The organism is Caulobacter sp., from assembly GCF_017744445.1.
In the GTDB taxonomy this organism is placed as follows: Bacteria; Pseudomonadota; Alphaproteobacteria; order Caulobacterales; family Caulobacteraceae; genus Caulobacter.
This window is the reverse complement of the sequence record NZ_JAGIBH010000018.1, coordinates 55742-73189: the sequence shown is the minus strand read 5'-3', so window position 1 is coordinate 73189 and position 17448 is coordinate 55742. Positions and strand designations below refer to the sequence as shown.

At 65.7% G+C, this 17448-nt stretch carries 12 protein-coding genes and 1 pseudogene; 8 read left to right on the top strand and 5 right to left on the bottom strand.

The window, feature by feature from the left end:
• The 3 genes from J7528_RS21390 to J7528_RS21380 form a co-directional block, all read left to right on the top strand.
• Positions 1–710, top strand: a 710-nt coding sequence (locus tag J7528_RS21390) for an Ig-like domain-containing protein (RefSeq protein WP_291878726.1), incomplete at its 5' end; no start/stop codon positions are given.
• 50 nt (positions 711–760) lie between these two features.
• Positions 761–1600, top strand: coding sequence for a hypothetical protein (locus J7528_RS21385; protein WP_291878723.1), 840 nt, complete (start codon positions 761–763; stop codon positions 1598–1600).
• A 126-nt stretch (positions 1601–1726) separates the two neighbouring features.
• Complete coding sequence (locus J7528_RS21380; RefSeq protein WP_291878721.1) at positions 1727–2116, top strand: helix-turn-helix transcriptional regulator; 390 nt, start codon at positions 1727–1729, stop codon at positions 2114–2116.
• A 183-nt stretch (positions 2117–2299) separates the two neighbouring features.
• Here the strand turns inward: J7528_RS21380 and J7528_RS25625 are convergent, their stop codons facing one another.
• A complete protein-coding gene (locus J7528_RS25625) occupies positions 2300–2419 on the bottom strand; it encodes a hypothetical protein (RefSeq protein ID WP_363270342.1) in 120 nt (39 codons plus the stop codon).
• Positions 2420–2516: 97 nt separating this feature from the next.
• On the opposite strand from J7528_RS25625, the pseudogene J7528_RS25620 reads away from it, so the two are divergent.
• Together J7528_RS25620 and J7528_RS21375 are read left to right on the top strand one after the other, a co-directional pair.
• A pseudogene (locus J7528_RS25620) lies at positions 2517–2753 on the top strand (hypothetical protein); the annotation flags it as partial.
• Positions 2754–3037: 284 nt separating this feature from the next.
• The gene (locus J7528_RS21375; protein ID WP_291878718.1) at positions 3038–3292 is read left to right on the top strand and encodes a hypothetical protein; all 255 of its coding nucleotides are present in this window, start codon (positions 3038–3040) and stop codon (positions 3290–3292) included.
• 608 nt (positions 3293–3900) lie between these two features.
• On the opposite strand, the gene J7528_RS21370 is transcribed toward J7528_RS21375, so the two are convergent.
• From J7528_RS21370 to J7528_RS21355, 4 genes are all read right to left on the bottom strand, one after another.
• Entirely contained in the window at positions 3901–4323 is a 423-nt protein-coding gene (locus tag J7528_RS21370; protein ID WP_291878717.1) for an Imm50 family immunity protein, read from the bottom strand.
• A gap of 276 nt (positions 4324–4599) precedes the next feature.
• Positions 4600–6258, bottom strand: coding sequence for a ShlB/FhaC/HecB family hemolysin secretion/activation protein (locus J7528_RS21365; RefSeq protein ID WP_291878715.1), 1659 nt, complete (start codon positions 6256–6258; stop codon positions 4600–4602).
• The gene (locus J7528_RS21360) at positions 6258–11027 is read right to left on the bottom strand and encodes an MBG domain-containing protein (protein ID WP_291878711.1); all 4770 of its coding nucleotides are present in this window, start codon (positions 11025–11027) and stop codon (positions 6258–6260) included. Before J7528_RS21360 ends, J7528_RS21365 begins: the two co-directional genes overlap by 1 nt.
• Before the next feature lie 71 nt (positions 11028–11098).
• Entirely contained in the window at positions 11099–11896 is a 798-nt protein-coding gene (locus J7528_RS21355; protein WP_291878709.1) for a helix-turn-helix transcriptional regulator, read from the bottom strand.
• A 483-nt stretch (positions 11897–12379) separates the two neighbouring features.
• On the opposite strand from J7528_RS21355, the gene J7528_RS21350 reads away from it, so the two are divergent.
• The 3 genes from J7528_RS21350 (at position 12380) to J7528_RS21340 (ending at position 17391) form a co-directional block, all read left to right on the top strand.
• On the top strand, positions 12380–14359 hold the full coding sequence (locus J7528_RS21350) for a TonB-dependent receptor (RefSeq protein ID WP_291878732.1): 1980 nt from the start codon (positions 12380–12382) through the stop codon (positions 14357–14359).
• Positions 14360–14449: 90 nt separating this feature from the next.
• Positions 14450–16879: a M1 family metallopeptidase gene (locus J7528_RS21345; protein ID WP_291878708.1), complete on the top strand. Its 2430-nt coding sequence runs from the start codon at positions 14450–14452 to the stop codon at positions 16877–16879.
• 2 nt (positions 16880–16881) lie between these two features.
• Entirely contained in the window at positions 16882–17391 is a 510-nt protein-coding gene (locus tag J7528_RS21340) for a DUF6702 family protein (RefSeq protein ID WP_291878705.1), read from the top strand.
• Positions 17392–17448: the final 57 nt, after the last annotated feature.

Below are 17448 nucleotides of genomic sequence, written 5' to 3'. Positions count from 1 at the left end.
GCTCCATCACCTTCAACATCATCCAGGGCAATCGCGCGCCCAACGCCGTCGATCAGACCGTCGAGACCTATCAGGGCGTGACCTCAACCCTCTATCCGCTCGACAACGACAGCGATCCCGACGGCGACAGCTATTCCTTGCAATCGGTCGGGCCCTTGGAATTCGTCTACGGCAACACCGGCACCCCCAGCGACCTGGGCACCCTCACCAAGACCGGCAACACCGTCAGCTATCGCGCGCCCAATGTCTGCAACTGCGCCGCGCGGCAGAACTATCACGTCATCCGTTTCAGCTACACGGTCGTCGACAGCAAGGGCGCGACCTCCACCGCCAAGCACGCCATCAACGTCTATTCAAACCGGCCGCCCGTGGCTAACTATAATACCATCGATCCCGTCTACGCTGGCGTCACCAGGGTCTTTGATCCTCGCGCCAACGACACCGACGCCGACAACGACACCCTGACCATCACGTCGATCGACAATTTCTACTTCGCCTACGGCGTGATCAACGGCGTCACCTACAACAACGGCCAAACCCCAGGCACAAGCTTCGGTTCGGTCGTCAACAATGGCTCGTCGATTTCCTACACCGCCCCGCACCTGTCGGCCGGCTCCTACATGGCCGTCGTCGTCTGGTACACCGTCTCCGACGGCCGCGGCGGCACGTCACAATCCTACGAAGTCCTCAACGTCTACGGCCCAGGCTAAACTCGAGCAGATCTGGCCGCCGTCACCCAGCCATCCATGGTGCGCAAAAAATGCAACGCGTTCTGCCTTTCTTCGTCGCGGCGAGCCTCGTCATCGCCGCCGCGCCCGCCCAAGCGGCCGACTGCGTGGCCCAGGCTACCGCGCAGATCCAGGCCACGCTCGGGGCGTCGGACCTGGAACAGGGGCTGGCCAATGGCGTCAGGACCCTGCTGGCCAAGCCACGCTTCTATGAGGATGCTCAGCAGGGCGCGGTTTGTAGCCGTCCCAGGCTGGATAACCCGATGTATTCTGGCGTTCCGGTGAGTGAATGCACTTATCAGCGCCAAGGTTTGAGCGGCTGGGTGATGCTGGCCAATCCCAGCGCGGATTTGGCGGCCAAATGGGTCTCAAACGCTTGTACTGAAACTGGCGACGCCAAGACCTGCTCGGTGCGTCTGATTGCGCAGGCCTGGTGCGCCAGCGAGCTTTCGTTCCCCGTCGCCGGCAACTTGATCACCGCCGAGGGGCGTAACGTCGCCTTCCTGGACGGCGTCGAAATAGCGCGCCCGCAATGGCTGCCAGAGAAAACGTCGCTCGCTGTTGAGACCCAAAAGCAACGCCTGTCGGAACTTGCACGGCAAAAAACCGCTTCGGGCCTGGTGGGGCGCAACGCCTTGCCGTTGGGCGTTTCGGTCGATGTCTATGGCCAATACGCCGTCGCTTCAGCGCCTTCCAAGACAGTGTCCCGCCTGGGCTCGGCCTGCCCCGTCCTCGCGCGGCGCGCCGATTGGCTCAACACCGTGCGGACCGCTTACAACCAAGCTTGGCGCACAGGCCGCAACCCGTTGTTCGACGCCGCCGCCAAGGCGCTCATGGCCAACGAGCCCGTCGGCGGGGCCGCTTGTCCGTAAACAGGCCGCGATCCCTTCGCCAAGCCTCGTTTCATTTGGCGCCAGGACCAGAACCACGGCTCGCCTTGATGACGAGATCTCTCGCTAGTCCGCCTTCGTTTCTATCTCTGTGCGAGTCCCCTACTCATGAGCGACGTCGAAATATCGGCGCCAGATCCCGTCGATGTTCGTATTGGTAAGTTATTACGTGCGTATCGACAGTTTTCTGATCTCACCCTGGATGATCTGGGAAAGGCGATTGGCGTCAGTGCTCAGCAGATCCAAAAGTACGAACGTGGCGCCAACCGCATTTCCGCGTCCAAGCTGTTCGAGGTGGCTCGCGTTCTGGAAATGTCGCCTGCGGCCTTCTTTGAAGGAGTAGAAGAAAACGAGCGGCAATCGCTATTTGACCATTTTACTGAATTCTTTGTGGCGCCCTATTCGACGCGATTGGCCAGCGCTTTCATCCGCATGAACTCGCACCAGCAACGCGCGCTGAGCGAGCTTGCGGAAACGATCGCGCCTTCAGACACGTGACGGCCGCCCTTCCGCGCCAAGGCTCATGACGCTTGGGCGAAGGCCTTCGCCCAAAATGGCCAAGTATTGGGTTACTTCAACTTGCGGCAATTTACCTGACGGCGCCGTCGCCCCTCGTCAGTAGCTTCAGCCATGCCGTTAGAAGATTAGCGCATCGACGATCTCGGAGACATCGCCGTGTCGTTATGTGCCCACGCCGCCGGTCTCTGAGGTCATTTGACCGAGCGCATCATATTGTTGGCTGACCGTCAGGCTCGCGTCCGTGGTCGAGATCGGACGGCGGCCGAAAGCGTCTAAGCTGATTTCTTGAAAGGGATCGCGCCCCTATGCCACCTGTCCGGTTGATCCACCCCCGCTTGAGTTGGGCGCTGCGCGTCTGTTCCCAAGGGCGGTCGCGACCATGTTTTGCCCGATGACCGGGACGCCTTCGCCGTTGTTGCCTGCCGAAGAAAGCTATCTTTCCTCACGTCGGGTCCATGCGCGTGGGGAGCGAGATTACCGTATGGGCCGTCATTGCGCGCGCGGGGCGTTGTCGCAACTGGGCGTCTACGACTTTCCCGTGGTCAATGCCGACAGACGAGAGCCGGTCTGGCCTCCCTCCATCACCGGAAGCTTCACCCATTGCGATCTTCTGGCCGGCGCTGCGGCGGTCGAGCGTCAGTATGCGCGCGGGGTCGGATTGGATGTGGAACGTCGAGACCGGCGCCTTGGCGAGATCGCCGCCAAGGTCACCACGGCCAGGGAGCGCGCTACGAGACCTGACGGCCTCCCTTTGGCTGTCCTTGTCTTTCAGCGCCAAGGAACCCGAGCCAAGGCCAGCTGGCGGTCGTATGGGCGGGATGTCCGGATGTCGGCCTATCTGGTCAGAAGGACCCCACCGCCTACGCCAATCTGCAAGCCGCCCGGGCGCTCTTCCCCGATGTGGACGTCAAGACCTATCCGGGCTCGTTTATCGACCAGGCTCCGACGATCCTGCGCGACATTCCACCCCGCGCCTTCGCGTTCCTGTTCATCGACCCGAAGGGCTGGCGGATCAACATGCGACGGCTTGCAGGGCTTTTGAGCCGGCCCAACAGTGAAGTCGTGTTCAACTTTATGTTCGACTTCATCAACCGCGCCGCCTCGATCCAGGCCCCCGGCGTGGCCGCCTGGCCGAGCCGAGGCTGTCCGACCTGACCGAGGCCGAACACCTCAAGACCGTGCTGGTCGACATAGAGGCCCAGGGATCGGCGCGACGCGGATCATGAAGCAGCACGACATAGACCGAGTGCTTGGCGCCCCGGGCGCGGCGTGTCGTGGCCTTGAAGGTCAACGCCGCGCGTTTTGTGGTTCGAGAGGGCGAACAATGCGAGGGCCGATAAGACTGAAAATAGCGGGCCAAGTCATCGAGCTAGAGAACGTCTGGCCATTTCCGCCTAGGTATCCGACCCATGCGGGTATCTATCGCTGCCGGGATGAATGGCGAAGCACAACAAAGAGGACGATCGATGTCACAGCTACACCGGCCGCATATATCGCCCATATATAGGGCTCGCCATGTCGCCAAAGGTGCGAAGCGGGACTCAGAACGGGAGCAATGAACACAAATATCGCTAGTGCGATAGCTAATATTGCGTGTTTGAGGTTCTCGTTTTTCATTCAACGCGTTCGCCAATCAGGCTCGCTAGAGCAAAATTCATTCTTAGATACATCTTGCGGCGGTGCTGAGTTTTTGTCCACAATGGATCGGTGCCGATCTCAAAGACGACTTCGACATTGGCAGGCGACCAGTGATGGACGGATGTTCAACCGAGCTTTTGATACTGACTGCCAGCAGGCATGTCAGGCTCGATAGAGATTTCTAAGGTCCAGCCCTCAACTACGCCTTCGAGGCCGTTCGCGGGATCCAGTTCGAGCCGGAACTGCCCGTCCAAACCACGTTTGATGGACAACCCCATTAAAGCGTTTTGGTGGTTGAAATCAGCGAACTCAAGACTCGTAAGGTCGCCGAGCAGGAAGGTGACGACTACGTGCTTCGTGCAAACATAGAAGCCCGCAGCATCGACTTCGCGGGTCATTTCAAACCCATGGACCTTGATCGAGCAGGTGGCACCTATCCGATCCAGCGTAACCCCAAGGACTTCAGCGTCATGAAAACGCGGTGCGTAGCCAAACCATGAAACGAGTTCGTGACCGCCAGGTACGTTACTCAGCAACTCGATATTCACGAAAAGCCTTCGGAGTAGACACGCTATTCGTGCCGGACGGTAGACAATCAAGCCCAACGCAACCTTAGCTGCAAGGTCCGCTATGGGTCGCAAACGGACATTGGCTCACGTTGGCGGAATTGAACCGCAGACCCTTTCAAACGCCTGACTTTCAAGTCGACTTTTGGGAGGAAGCGGACCGTCTCCCCCGGCGGCTCGAACGGTCAAATCGCGCCATGAGCGGACGTTGGCGTCGCTCCAGGAAGGCGACCTTCGGCGCCATCAGCCGGCGTTCGCCTAGAACGCGGCCTGCAATCCTAACTGCGCCGCCAGGGTCCGGCCGGTCGCGCCCTCGCGCAGGACCGGCGCGCCGACGCTGATCCGAAACACCGAGCGCGGTGTCAGCTGAAGGTCCGCGCCAACACCGGTGGCCGCCAGGCTTGTCCAGGCGCCGCTGGCGCCGGGAAGGCCCCGCCGATTGCCGCCTGCCGCGCCGTCCAGGAACCAGTACGCCGATAGACTGCCGCCGCCGTCGATCGGCCAGCCCAGAGCCTTGGCCGGCGCGCGCAGCTCGTTGCGCCAGACAACGCCGTGGTCGCGGACTGCGCCCTGCTCGATGAAGCCGCGCACGGCGTTGACCCCCGCCAGGGACAGCTGCTCGCTGGCCAGCAGCGGGCCGTCGCTGACCTGCCCCACCAGGCGCGTCTGCCAAACCGCCCCGCGTGGCAGCACGAGGCCACCCGAGGCCGACAGCCGAGCATAGGCGTAGCGAGAATCTGCCCCCGCGCGCTGCAGGTTGAAGGCCGCGTCGTCATTGTGCGCCGACCAGCCGCCCGGACTGGCGACCAGGGTAGCGGTCACCCCGCCCGTCACCCCCGCCCTCGAGGCCTGGAGGGAATAGTCGACCACCAGCTGCTCCACCTGCGATCGGCTAGGGAAGACGCTTACCCCGCCGAACAGGATATCGTTGTCGGTGTCCTTGTAGTCGAAGCCCAGGGTCAGGCTCTGCTCGATCGCCCCTCGGCGCGGTAGCGGCAAGCCGTAGCGGACGGCCGCGATGATCGAGTCGCCGGTGCTGGAAAAGATGCTGTCGTCGTCCGAACGACTGCGGGCAAACGAAGCCGACAGGTTCAGGCTGTGCCCCCGAGGCAGGCCGGCCGAATAGGCCAGGGCGTGCTGGCGCACGGCGGCGGACTCGACGCTGCCGCTGAACTGGTAGTTCAGCGAGTCCCCGCGCCCGAAGGCGTCGCCCCAGTCGAAACCCAGGCTGCCGCGATAGAGACCGGTGGCGTCCGTCCCCGTATTGTCCAGGCCGGCATTGACCGAAAACGGCCGACGATCCTCGACCCGCAGGTTGATGTCGGTCGTCCCGATCGTCTCGCCTGGCGCGGCCACGACCGTGACCTTGCGATAGGGGTTGCGGTTCAGCCGGTCGATGCCAGCCTGGAGCTGCGGCGCGTCGATCGGCTGGCCCGGCCGCAGGCGCACGGCTTCGCGATAGCTGTCCTCGGGAAACCAGCGGGCGCCCATGACCTGCAGCTTACCCAGCCGCGCCTCCAGCACCACCAGCTGCAGCACGCCGTTGGTGACGTCCTGGCGCGGGATGAACACGCCGACGAACGGCCGGCCGATCCCGGCATAGGCGCTCGACACGGCGGCGCGGGCGGCGCTCAAGGTCTGGCTGTCCATCGGACGCCCGATCAGCGGTTGCAGGACGGCACTCGCCTGGGCCTGGGATAAGACCAGGGCGGCGTCCCTCTCGACGGCCGCGCCCTCGACCGGCAGGCCGGCGGGGTTGGACGCCTCGGGCGTCGCCAGCAGGACGACCCGCTTCAGGACCTGCGCGGGCGACGCGGCGATCGCCGGCTGGGCCTGGGCCCAGGCCCCCTGCCCGCCCAGCAGTGTCAGGAGACCGGCCGCAACACCGCTGGCCATCATGTTTGGGGACCGCGCCATCAGTAGGTCAACATCGCGGTTCGGGTGACCTGGACGCGCGTCATGGTGGGTTTGGGCACGTCGGGCGGCTGGCCGTTGGTCGCGGCCATGGTCATCATGTAGTTGAACAGCCCCAATTGGCCGGACTGATCCTTAGTCATCGCCCGCAACTGGTCGATCGTGACTGGCGCCTGGGCCTGGGCGTAGGCGTTGTCGAAGTCCTTGTTGAAGTCGCCGATCTGGACATAGGTCACGGTGGTGATGCCCACGCCGACCGCGTCGGCCAGGATGCCCAGAACCAGCCCCAGGACCGGGATGGCCTTGACCGACTTGACCGTCTTGGCCAGCTTGCCGGCCGCCTGGGCGCCATCCAGGACCTCGTCGACATTCTTGCCGGCGACCTTCGCAACATCGGTGGTCACGTCGGTGGTTTCGGACACGGCCTTGACGCCGGACCCGGCCAGGTTGGCCTGGACCAGCAGCTTCCTTTTGGCGCCCCGCGCGAAGGGCGTGATGACGTCGACGATCTTCTCTGCGATCCCGCCCATTTCCTTGACGGTCTGCATGGCCTTGCCGGGCGCGAACCCCGGGCCCTTCAGCAGGGCCTCGGCGACGGCCAGGGTGGCGCTGCTGGCCTTCGACGCCGCGCCGCCGGCCGTCGAGCCATCCTCCATCTCCACCTGTCGCCCCAGGTCGATGGCGAGGCCCGCGTAGGTCGCGAACGACCCGTTGTCGAGCACCAGACCCACCTTGAACTGGTCCAGCAGCGCCTGCGGCGGAATGGGTGGCTCGTTGCCGTGGATACCCGCCTGGATGACCCCGGCGGCGGTGTTGCCAATCCCGCCCTCGTCGACGGTGTCCATGACGGCGCGTTTGATCTCGTACTGCGCCAGCGCCCACTTCTGGTACTCGGCCAGGGCGTAGTCGGCATTGGCCTTGCGCTGGGCCTCGATATAGGCCCGGATCGACTCGACATAGGCCGCTTCGCTGGTCGACCAGGGCTCGGGCCTGGTCAGGATCTCTTCCAGTCGCGCATAGAGATACGGCATCAGCGAGGACATGGTGGCGATGGAAGACGCTGGGTCGGCGAGCGCCAGCTTGATGTCCGCCGCCGTCATCTTGGCGCCGCCTCCGCTGAACAGACTGGCGACGTCGTCGAGGACGTCGTTGAACTCGTCGCGCGCCGCGCCCTTGAAGATCTGGCAGCTGACGCCGCAGATGACGACCTGCTGGTTGGCCTTAGCCGCGTCCAGGTCCTTGCCGAATTCCTCCAGCGCCTTGTCGGCGTCCGTCTTGTCGCCGCCGATGTCGACGATCAGTTCGCCGGAAGTATCGCTGGGCGGCGGCTGGATCGTGACGATGGGCGGCGCCTCGACGACGGTCAGGACGCCATCGACGAAGCGCAGCGTGTAGTTGTTCCCGCGCGTCAGTCGGCCGCCCGGGGTGATTGAATAGGTCCCGGGCTTCCCCGTGCCGCCCGCGTTCGTGGCGTAGGTCAACGACACCAGGTCGGCGGTGTCACTGTTGCGCAGACCCTCGATGCTGGCTCCGAAGGTCGGCAGCGTCGCGTTCTGGGTGATCTGGGCGTTGTTGGCGCGGATGGTCAGGGGCGCCGGTGTGACCGTCATGATCCCGTTGACGCGGGTGATGGCGTAGTTGGTCGCGCTGCCGCCACCCAGCGTGATGGCGTAGGTCCCGACGTCGGAGCCGGCGGCGGCCGAGGTGGCGAACGTCAGGCCCGACACCACGCTGGCGTTGTCGCCGTTGACGAGGCCCGAATAGGTCGCCGTGAGGGTCGGATTCTGGTCGCCATAGAGGCGCGAGACGCTGCTGGCGGTGATGACGAGCGGCGCGCGGGTGACGCGCAGGCGGCCGTCGACATAGCGGATCGCGTAGTTGGCCGCCCGCGCGTTCGCGCCGAGGATGACGTAGTCGCCTACGTCGGACCCTGCGGTCGCCTCGGTGAACAAGGCGAGGCCCGAGACCACCGCCGAGGTGTCATTGTTGAGCAGGCCCGAGTAGCTGGCGGTGAAGGTCGGATTGCTCGCGCCATAGACCCGCGTGACGTTGTCGATCGTGATGACCAGCGGCGCCGGGGTGACGTTGAGCCGCCCGTTGGCGTAGAGGATCGTATAGTTGGCCGCCCGCGCACCCGACCCGACGATGGCGTAGTCGCCCACGCCCGACATCTTGGACGCTGTGGTGCTGAAGCTCAGGCCCGAAACCACCGACGCGGTTTCGCCGTTCACCAGGCCCGAATAGCTGGCCGAAAAGCCTGGGTTGCTCGCGCCGTAGAGCCGCGTGGCGTCATTGGCCGTGATGACCAGCACGGCTGGCGTGATGCTGAGGACGCCGTCGACATAGCGGATCGTGTAGTTGGCCGCCTGCGCGCCTGAGCCGACGATGGCGTAGTCGCCCACCTTGGACCTGACAGTTGCGGTCGTGTTCAGGGTCAGGCCCGAGACGACGGCGGAGGTGTCGCCATTGACGAAGCCGGCATAGCTGAAACCGAAGCCGGGATTGGCCTCGCCGTAGGCGCGCGTGGCGTTCAGGGCGGTCATGGTCAGCGGCGCCGGCGTCACGGTCAGCACGCCGTCGACATAGCTCAGGTCATGGGTGATCGACGACGCGCCATAAGGCTGGATGCCGTAGGTCCCGACATTGACCCCCGGGCCGAGGATCCGGAACTGCACCGGCGCGTACAGGTCCGAGACCGAGCCGCCGCTATAACGGGCCGAGAAGGCCGGGTTGGCCTGGCCGTACATCCTCGACGCGTCGTTGGCGGTGACGGTCAGCACCGGCCGCGGCGTCGAGCCGGCCAGGTAGATCGCGTCGCCGGTGAACGGATCGCTGGGATAGTTGACGTTGACGTAGTTCGGGAACGTCAGGCCGCCGGCGTCGAAGCCGGTCGGGTCGGAATAGATCACCGCCCGGCCGTAGCCCGCGCTGAACAGGGTCGTTCCCTTGAGGTTCTTAAAGGCGTCGCCGGCGACCAGGGTGACCTGGGTCGCCATAAGCGGCAGGTTGACGCTCAGGTCTCCGTCGGCGACGACGTCGATATTGCCGTTCGCATTCAGGAAATCGCCCCAGAGCTGGAGGTTTCCGGTCGTAGCCAGTCTGAAGTTGCCGGAGAAGTTCTGGTCATTGATGACGAAGGCGTCGTCGATATCGTTGTTTGCGTTGGCGATGCTGAAATAGCCGCCGCTCCCGCCGTTCAACTGCAGCGACGGCGTCGTCACGCGTCCCTGCAGATCCACCGTCTCAAAGAGGCTCTGCAGGAAGATGGTCGACGCGTTCAGGTCCGCGCCGGAGGCCGAGGTCAAGGCATTGGGGGGAAGACCCGCGCCCGCATTGCCGTCGAAGCTCAGCGTCCCGCCGACGGTGATGTCGGCATTGATCCGGATCGTCGGCGCCACAAGCCTCAGCGACTGGGGCGCGGCGCTGATGATGTCCGACGCCACGGTCAGCTCGTTGTCGACGACGATCTCGAAATCGGCTCCCAGAAGATCGTTGACGATCGAGGTTGCAAAGGTCCCGTCGATCGTCAGGTCGGCCGGATCGAGCAGCAACTTGCCGGCCCGCCCTAGCGGCGCGCTCATGTCGGTCCGGCCGCGATAGGTCAGGGTCTTGCCCGACACCTCGGCCCAGCCGCCGTTGCCGCCCTCGACGCCCCCGCGCCCCTTGATCGCGCCCCGAAAATCGGTCTCGCGGTCCGACCAGACCACCAGGGTCCCGCCGTCGCCGCGCGTCGTCGCGCTGGCCTCGAGACGGGCGCCGGCCGCGACTGTGACCCGCTCGGCGTTACGGATGGTGGCGTCGGCGCCGTGCGCGCCGCCGCCGACTGCCACGCGTCCGCCGCCCAGGGGACCGGAGGCGTCGATCAGGGCGGTCTCGGTGAGGCCGATCGTCCGCCCCGCGACCACCACCTGGCCGCCCTTGTCGCCGTCGCGGGCGCGCAGGGTCCCGTCCAGGCTGGCCTCTCCCTCGCCGGCGTCCAGCACGATTCGTCCGCCGACGTTGCGCACGCTGGTCGCCGAGACCTCGCCGGTCGACCGCACCGCCAGGGCGTAGGCGCCGCCCGCCGCCCGCAGCTGCGCCGCGGCTGCCGTGATCGCGCCGCTGTTGTCGACGAGAGCGCCCTCGGCCGGCGTCTCAATGACGATGTCGCCGCCGCCGGGCACGTAGAGCACCGAGCCGCCCGCCGCCAGAACCGCCTGGCCGTCGGCCGCCTCGATGCGGCCGGCGTTCTCGACCCGCCGAGCGACCAGCACCGCGTCACCGCCCTCGACCTTCAGCGCGCCCAAGACCTTGACCCCGGCCGTCGAGGCGCCGGCGAACCGCAGGGGCCCGCCACTCAGGAAGTCGCTGTTGGACGCATCCAGCGTCGAGGCGACGAAGCCGCCCGCCTCGACCCGCCCCTGCGGACCGATCACCACGCCGTTGGGATTGATCAGATAGACCCGGCCGTTGGCGCTGAGCTGCCCCATGATCGCCGACGGATCGGCGCCGGTCACCCGGTTCAGGATCGCCGCCGTCGCCGAGGGCTGCACGAAGCGCGTGGTCTCGCCCGGCGCGATAGAGAAGCTCTGCCAGTTGACGATGGCCCGGTCAGTGCCTTGCGTGACCGTCAGGACCGGCCCGGCGCCGGACACTGTGACCTGACCAGCGACGACGGTCGGCGTCTCGGGCCCGGCCCGCGCCATGTCCGGCGCCAGCAGCGGAACCAGAGCCGTACAGGCCATGACGGCCGCGCGCCAGCTGCCGTTCCGATCGCGTCGCGATCGCCCCATCGTCCAGATCCCCTCGCCTGCCCCACAACAGCGGGATCAACCTAGCGAGGGCGGCGAACCTGCCAATTCTGCTAGGTAGCAGGGGGTCGCGCGCCAGGATTACGCAGCCACAGGGCCATCAGGCCCAGCCGCCCCCGCACGCCGCACTTGCGGAAGATCGAGACACAGTACTGGTGGGTGCTGCGCCAGGTCAGGCCCAGGGCTTCGCCGATCTCGCGCTCGGTCATCTCGGTCAGCAGCAGCGACAGCACCGCCCGCTCGCGCGGGGTCAGCGCCGGCAGCGCCACGCCATAGGCCAGGAACTGCTCGTGGTGGAACGCCTGCGACCCGAGCAGGAACAGGTGCAGCAGGTCCCGCTCGCGTTCGCCGAAGAACCGGTCGCTCGGCCCGCGGTCCAGGCCGATGTGGGCCTCGCGACCACCGGGAAGCGGCAGGGTCGCAATGATCCGGTCACGGACACCGCGCGGCCGCAGGGTCTCGTTGACCAGCGCACTGCGCTCCCAGGTCTCATCCGCGACAAGTTCCCCGCGCAGAAACGCCCGAGTGCGGCCGGCCTCGCGATTGTTGGCCAGCGTCATGGGATCGACGGTCGCGCCGTTCATCTGCCGGATCACGTCGGCCAGCTTCTGATCCAGCGCCGGATTACTATGCAGCCGCGCCACCGCGCGCGGCCGCCATCCGTCAAGCAGATCGCCCGCGTCGGGCGCGGCCTGATGCGCCGCGACCCAGAAAACATTCTCCGACCCGATAATCCGGGCCAACTCCGCAAAGCAATGCTCCCGGGCGCCCGCCACATCACCCGCCGGAAACTCTGTGAGCTCGCCCCACAGAAGGCCAATCGCCTGGAACTCCCGCTCGTCAACCCGCACGTCACCCTCCCGATTGGGCGAGAGTAACACAATCCTAATGCGAGTGCGTCGGCGAAGCCGTCACGAGCCGATACGGCTTTCACGCCAGCAACAGGCCCTTGCCAGCTCGGAGTAAGGACTCGTTCGCGCCGGTTCGGGAACACAGACCACTGAAAAATTGATCGCGCAAAACGCGCGATACTTCCTCCAAAGCCGGAGGCAGATGACGAGTGGGCATCAGCGCCATCTGCTGACGTTGGCATGCCTTCAAGGCGCGGACGTTGGGCTCCGTCTTACAGAGTCGGACGAGGGGCGCTCGTCACACTAGACTCCGCTGTCGTCATACGGTCAAAGCCGCAACTGGCGCTTCTGCCGTCCATCTGGCCGAGAGGCTCAATTCGCGGATTGGACATTGGAATTCCCGTAATGTCGCGCCTTGGGCCTGTCGCAGTGAAGCGTAGCCGGATCGCTCCGCGCCAATATCGAAAATGCGCGGGCTCACGTCTGAGCAGCGTGCTGGCCGCCACGTCACTGGCGGCGATCTTGGGTGCAACCGCGCAGGCCCAAGAGGTCGAGACAGTCGCGGTCTGGGGCCGACGCGCCAATGAGATCGGCCGCGCCAAATCCGCCAGCGAGGGCCGCATCGCCTATGCAGACTTCGCCGTGCGGCCGCTGCTGCGCCCCGGTGAACTGATCGAGGCCGTGCCGGGCCTTGCCGCCACCCAGCACTCGGGCGCGGGCAAGGCCAATCAGTACTTCTTGCGCGGCTTCAACCTGGACCACGGCACCGACCTGGCTGCGTCGCTGGACGGCGTACCGCTGAATCTGCCCTCGCATGGCCATGGCCAGGGCTACCTCGATCTCAACGTTCTGACGCCGGAGTTCGTCCACGACATCGGCTTTAGGAAGGGCCCCTACGCGGCCGAGAACGGCGACTTCGCCACCGCCGGCGCGGTCGCGTTCGAGACCGCAGACCACTTGCACGGCGATGGCCTGCAGGCCTGGGTCGGCGAGAACGACTATTATCGTGTCGTAGGGTCGAAAGCGCTCAGCCAGAAGGTCCTGGTCGCCGCCGACCTCTCCACGACCCGCGGCGCGTGGTCGACGCCGGAGGACAGCAAGAAGATCAACCTGCTGGGCCGCGCCATCGTCGACGGCTGGTCGATCACCGCGCTCGCCTACGACGCCGGCTGGAACGCCACCGACCAGATCCCGCGCCGCGCGGTCGAGGCCGGGACACTCGGCAGGCTCGACGCCGTCGACACGACCGATGGCGGCCAGACCTCGCGCTACATGCTGTCGGCTCGACGCCGCGACCTGCTGCGCGGGCTGGACACGGTGGTCTACATCCAGCGCTACAAGCTCGATCTCTATTCGAACTTCACCTACTTCCTCGACGACCCGGTCAATGGCGACCAGTTCCAGCAGGCCGACCAGCGCTGGATCTATGGCGGCGCGCTGACGAAGCGTTGGACCCCGACCGGCGGCTGGCGCTTGCGCGCCGGCGTCTCGGCGCGCGTGGACGACATCGGAAAGGTTGGCCTTTATCGCACCACCGCCCGCGTGCGCCGCGCGACCGTGCGCCAGGACGCCCTGACCGAATGGTCGACGGCCCTGTGGGGCGAGGCCATCCGACAGTTCGGCAAGCTGGACGCCACCTTTGGCCTGCGCGCCGACGCCATGGGCGCGGACGTTCGGGCCGGTGATCCGCGCAACGCCGGCCAGGTCGGCGACATCCTGGTCAGCCCCAAGCTGGCCCTGGCATGGCGGATCTCGAAGGTCTTCGAACTCTACGCCGACGCTGGCCGCGGCTTCCACTCGAACGACGCTCGCGGCGCGGTGATCGCCATCGATCCGGTTACCGGTGATCCAGCCGAGCGCGCCCCGTTGCTGTCGCCGACGGACGGCGCGGAACTGGGCCTGCGCTGGATGCACGAGGGCCTGACCCTGACGGCGGCGGCCTGGGCGCTGCGTGTCGACTCCGAACTGGTCTATGTCGGCGACGCTGGCTTCACCGAGGCGGCCAGCGCGACCCGCCGCAAGGGCGTTGAGTTGCTGGCCGACTGGCGTGCGACCTCGCGCCTCAACATCACCGCCGCCTACGCCGGGACCCACGCGCGCTTCAACACCGGCGACCGCATCCCAAACGCTGTCGACGCGGTGATCAGCGCCGGCGCCAGCTGGAGCCTGACCGATAGCTCGACCCTGTCGCTCACCTATCGCCGCCTTGGCGGGGCGCCGCTGCTCGAGGACAATTCCGTCCGCTCGCGGCCCACCAGCCTGGTCAATGCGCTCTTGGCGCGGGACTTCGGCCGCGCCAGCCTGGTGGTTGAGGTCCTGAATGTGACCAACAGCAAGCGGGACGACATCGCCTATGCCTACGCCTCGCGCTTGCCCGGCGAGCCGGCGCGGGGCGTTGAGGACGTCCATTTCCATCCCGTGGAGCCGCGCGCCGTTCGCGTGGGCATGAAACTCAATTTCTGACACGCGCCGCGAAAAAGGGATGATTTCCCCGTCCTGCATCGCCAAGGTCCCAATGCGGTTTCCGTCCGCATTCTGAGGGGCTCTCAAAAGTTGTCCAAGCGTTCCATCCGTTACGCCGTGGCCGGCGTTATCGCGGCCGCGCTCGCCGTTTCCGTGGCTCACGCCGACGCCATCAAGCAGACCAAGGCGCCGTTCGACGACAAGTTCCGCCAGTTGGAAGGCGAGGACTGGCCGTCCCCGAGCGACTACCGCAACGCCGCGGGCGCGCCGGGCTATCGCTATTGGCAGCAGAAGGTCGACTACGACGTCGCCGTGCGCCTGGACGAAGACACCAAGCTGCTGACGGGCCGCGAGACGATCACCTACAAGAACAACTCCCCCGACAGCCTGCCCTATCTGTGGCTGCTGCTGGAGCAGGACGCCAAGCGCAACTCGATCAGCAAGCTGACCGAGACCGTCTCTGGCGACACCATCAGCCTGGGCCAGGTGCGCCGCATCCAGCGCTTCAAGGACTGGGAAGGCGGTTTCACCATCACGTCGGTGAAGGACGCTTCGGGTCGTCCGCTGAAGTTCACCGTGGTCGACACCCTGCTGCGCGTCGATCTGCCGGCGGCGGTGCGCGCCAACGGCGGCGAAACCAAGCTGACCATCGAATGGTCGCTGCCGATGATCGAGAACAAGGTCGTCGGCGGCCGTAGCGGTTATGAGTGCTTCACCGGCAAGGGCGAGGACGGCAACTGCATCTATGAGGGCGCCCAGTGGTTCCCGCGCCTGGCCGTCTATTCGGACTACGAAGGCTGGCACAACAAGGCCTTCCTCGGCGCGGGCGAGTTCACCCTGGAATTCGGCGACTACCGCGTCGCCCTGACCGTGCCGTCCGACCACGTGGTCTCGGCCACCGGCGTCCTGCAGAACGCGGCCGCCGTCCTGAGCGCCGCCCAGCGCGACCGCCTGGCAAAGGCCCGCACGGCCAGCGAGCCGGTCTATGTCGTGACGCCCGAAGAGGCCCTGGCGGCCGAAAAGGGCAAGGCCAAGACCGAAAAGACCTGGGTCTTCCAGGCCAGCAACGTCCGCGACTTCGGCTGGGCCAGCTCGCGCAAGTTCGTCTGGGACGCTTTGGGCGTGAAGCAGGCGGGCGACGCGGCCCACCCGGTGGTCATGGCCATGTCCTTCTTCCCGAAGGAAGCCCGTCCGCTGTGGGACGCCTATTCCACCAAGTCCATCGCCCACACCCTGAAGGTCTATTCAGACTTCACCTTCGCCTACCCCTATCCGGTGGCCCAGTCGGTCAACGGCCCGGTCGGCGGGATGGAGTATCCGATGATCAGCTTCAACGGCCCGCGGCCGGTGAAGGACAAGAAGACCGGCGCTCTCACCTACACCGAACGCGCCAAGTATGGCCTGATCGGCGTGGTCATCCACGAGGTCGGCCACAACTACTTCCCGATGATTGTCAATTCCGACGAGCGCCAGTGGACCTGGATGGACGAGGGCCTCAACAGCTTCCTCGAGTTCCAGGCCGAGGTGCAGTGGGACAAGGCGTTCCCGTCGCGCCGCGGCGAGCCCAAGGACATCGTCGAGTACATGGTCAGTCAGGACCAGGTGCCGCTGATGACCCAATCGGACTCGGTCATCCAGTTCGGCCCGAACGGCTACTCCAAGCCGGCCACGGCCCTGGTGATCCTGCGCGAGACGGTCATGGGCCGCGAGCTCTTCGATCGCGCTTTCAAGGAGTACGCCAACCGCTGGCGCTTCAAGCACCCGACCCCGTACGACTTCTTCCGCACCATGGAAGAGTCGTCTGGCGTCGATCTGGACTGGTTCTGGCGCGGCTGGTTCTACTCGACCGACCATGTCGACATCGCGCTGGACAAGATCGTCAAGGCGCGCCTGGACAGCGGCGACCCCGACATCGAGGCCAGCGCCCGCAAGAGCCTGGACGCCAAGGAGCCGCAATCGCGCACCGCCGCCAACAACACCGGCGCGACGGTGGTGGAGCGCGACCCTAAGGTCCGGGACTTCTATAACGAGACCGATCAGTTCTCGGTCTTCGAGAGCAGCCGCAAGAAGGCCAAGACGGCGCTCGAGGACCTGACGCCCGAAGAGCGTGCGGCTCAAGAGCTGAAGGACAACTTCTACCGCTTTACCTTCCGCAACATCGGCGGCCTGGTGATGCCGGTCATCCTGAAGATGGACTTCACCGACGGCAGCACCCAGACCGTCCGCATTCCGGCCGAGATCTGGCGAAAGAATTCCAAGCAGGTCACCTGGCAGTACGTCTCGCCCAAGGACCTGAAGGGCGCCGAACTTGATCCGCTCTGGGAAACCGCCGACGCCGATCGCGGCAACAATGTCTATGAGGGCGCCATCGCACCGATGACGCTCAAGATCCAGAAGGCGCCAGACACGGCCAACCGCATGAAAGACGCCAACCTCAAGGTCGAGCCGGGCGGCCTGGCCACCCTGCCCGCCGAAGAGCCGAAGAAGGACGACGCCAAGAAGGACGAAGGCGCGAAGTGAGCATGCGTGCGGCCGTCATGATCGCGGCGGCGAGCCTTTTGCTCGCCCCCGTTCCGGCGGCCGCGCATCGCGGCCACGGCGCGCTCAGCGTCGTGGAGATCGACGCCAGGACCGGTGGGATCATGGTCAGCCACCGGATCGCGGCGCACGACGCCGAGCCGGCCCTGGCCAAGATCGCGCCAGACGCCCAGGCCAGCCTGGACGATCCAGAGGCGATCGAGGCCTTCAAGGCCTACATGCTGGAGACGTTCACGCTCGCGGTTGACGGCGCGGCCGTCGACCTGACGCTCAAGGCGATGACGCTCGGGGCCGACGAGGTCCGCCTGGAATATGCCGGCAAGGTCTCCGCTCACGATGTCGGCGCGCCCGTCACGGTCAGGGCCGCCATGTTCGCCGATATCTATGACGACGAGGTCAACCAGGTGAATATCCGCCGCAACGGGATCACGCGGACCCTGGTCTTTAGCGGTGAGGAGGCGCACGCGACGCAATCGGCGCCCGAGGCGCCCTGACAGGCTCTGAAGGCCGCCGTTCATTCCAGGCCCATCCGGATCGTCACCCGACGTTGA

Bases quoted from the DNA above. Each gene is read 5' to 3' on its own strand.
- J7528_RS21360 (WP_291878711.1), bottom strand. From the start codon at position 11,027: ATGGGGCGATCGCGACGCGATCGGAACGGCAGCTGGCGCGCGGCCGTC.
- J7528_RS21365 (WP_291878715.1), bottom strand. From the start codon at position 6,258: ATGGCGCGGTCCCCAAACATGATGGCCAGCGGTGTTGCGGCCGGTCTC.
- J7528_RS21385 (WP_291878723.1), top strand. From the start codon at position 761: ATGCAACGCGTTCTGCCTTTCTTCGTCGCGGCGAGCCTCGTCATCGCC.
- J7528_RS21340 (WP_291878705.1), top strand. From the start codon at position 16,882: ATGCGTGCGGCCGTCATGATCGCGGCGGCGAGCCTTTTGCTCGCCCCC.
- J7528_RS21380 (WP_291878721.1), top strand. From the start codon at position 1,727: ATGAGCGACGTCGAAATATCGGCGCCAGATCCCGTCGATGTTCGTATT.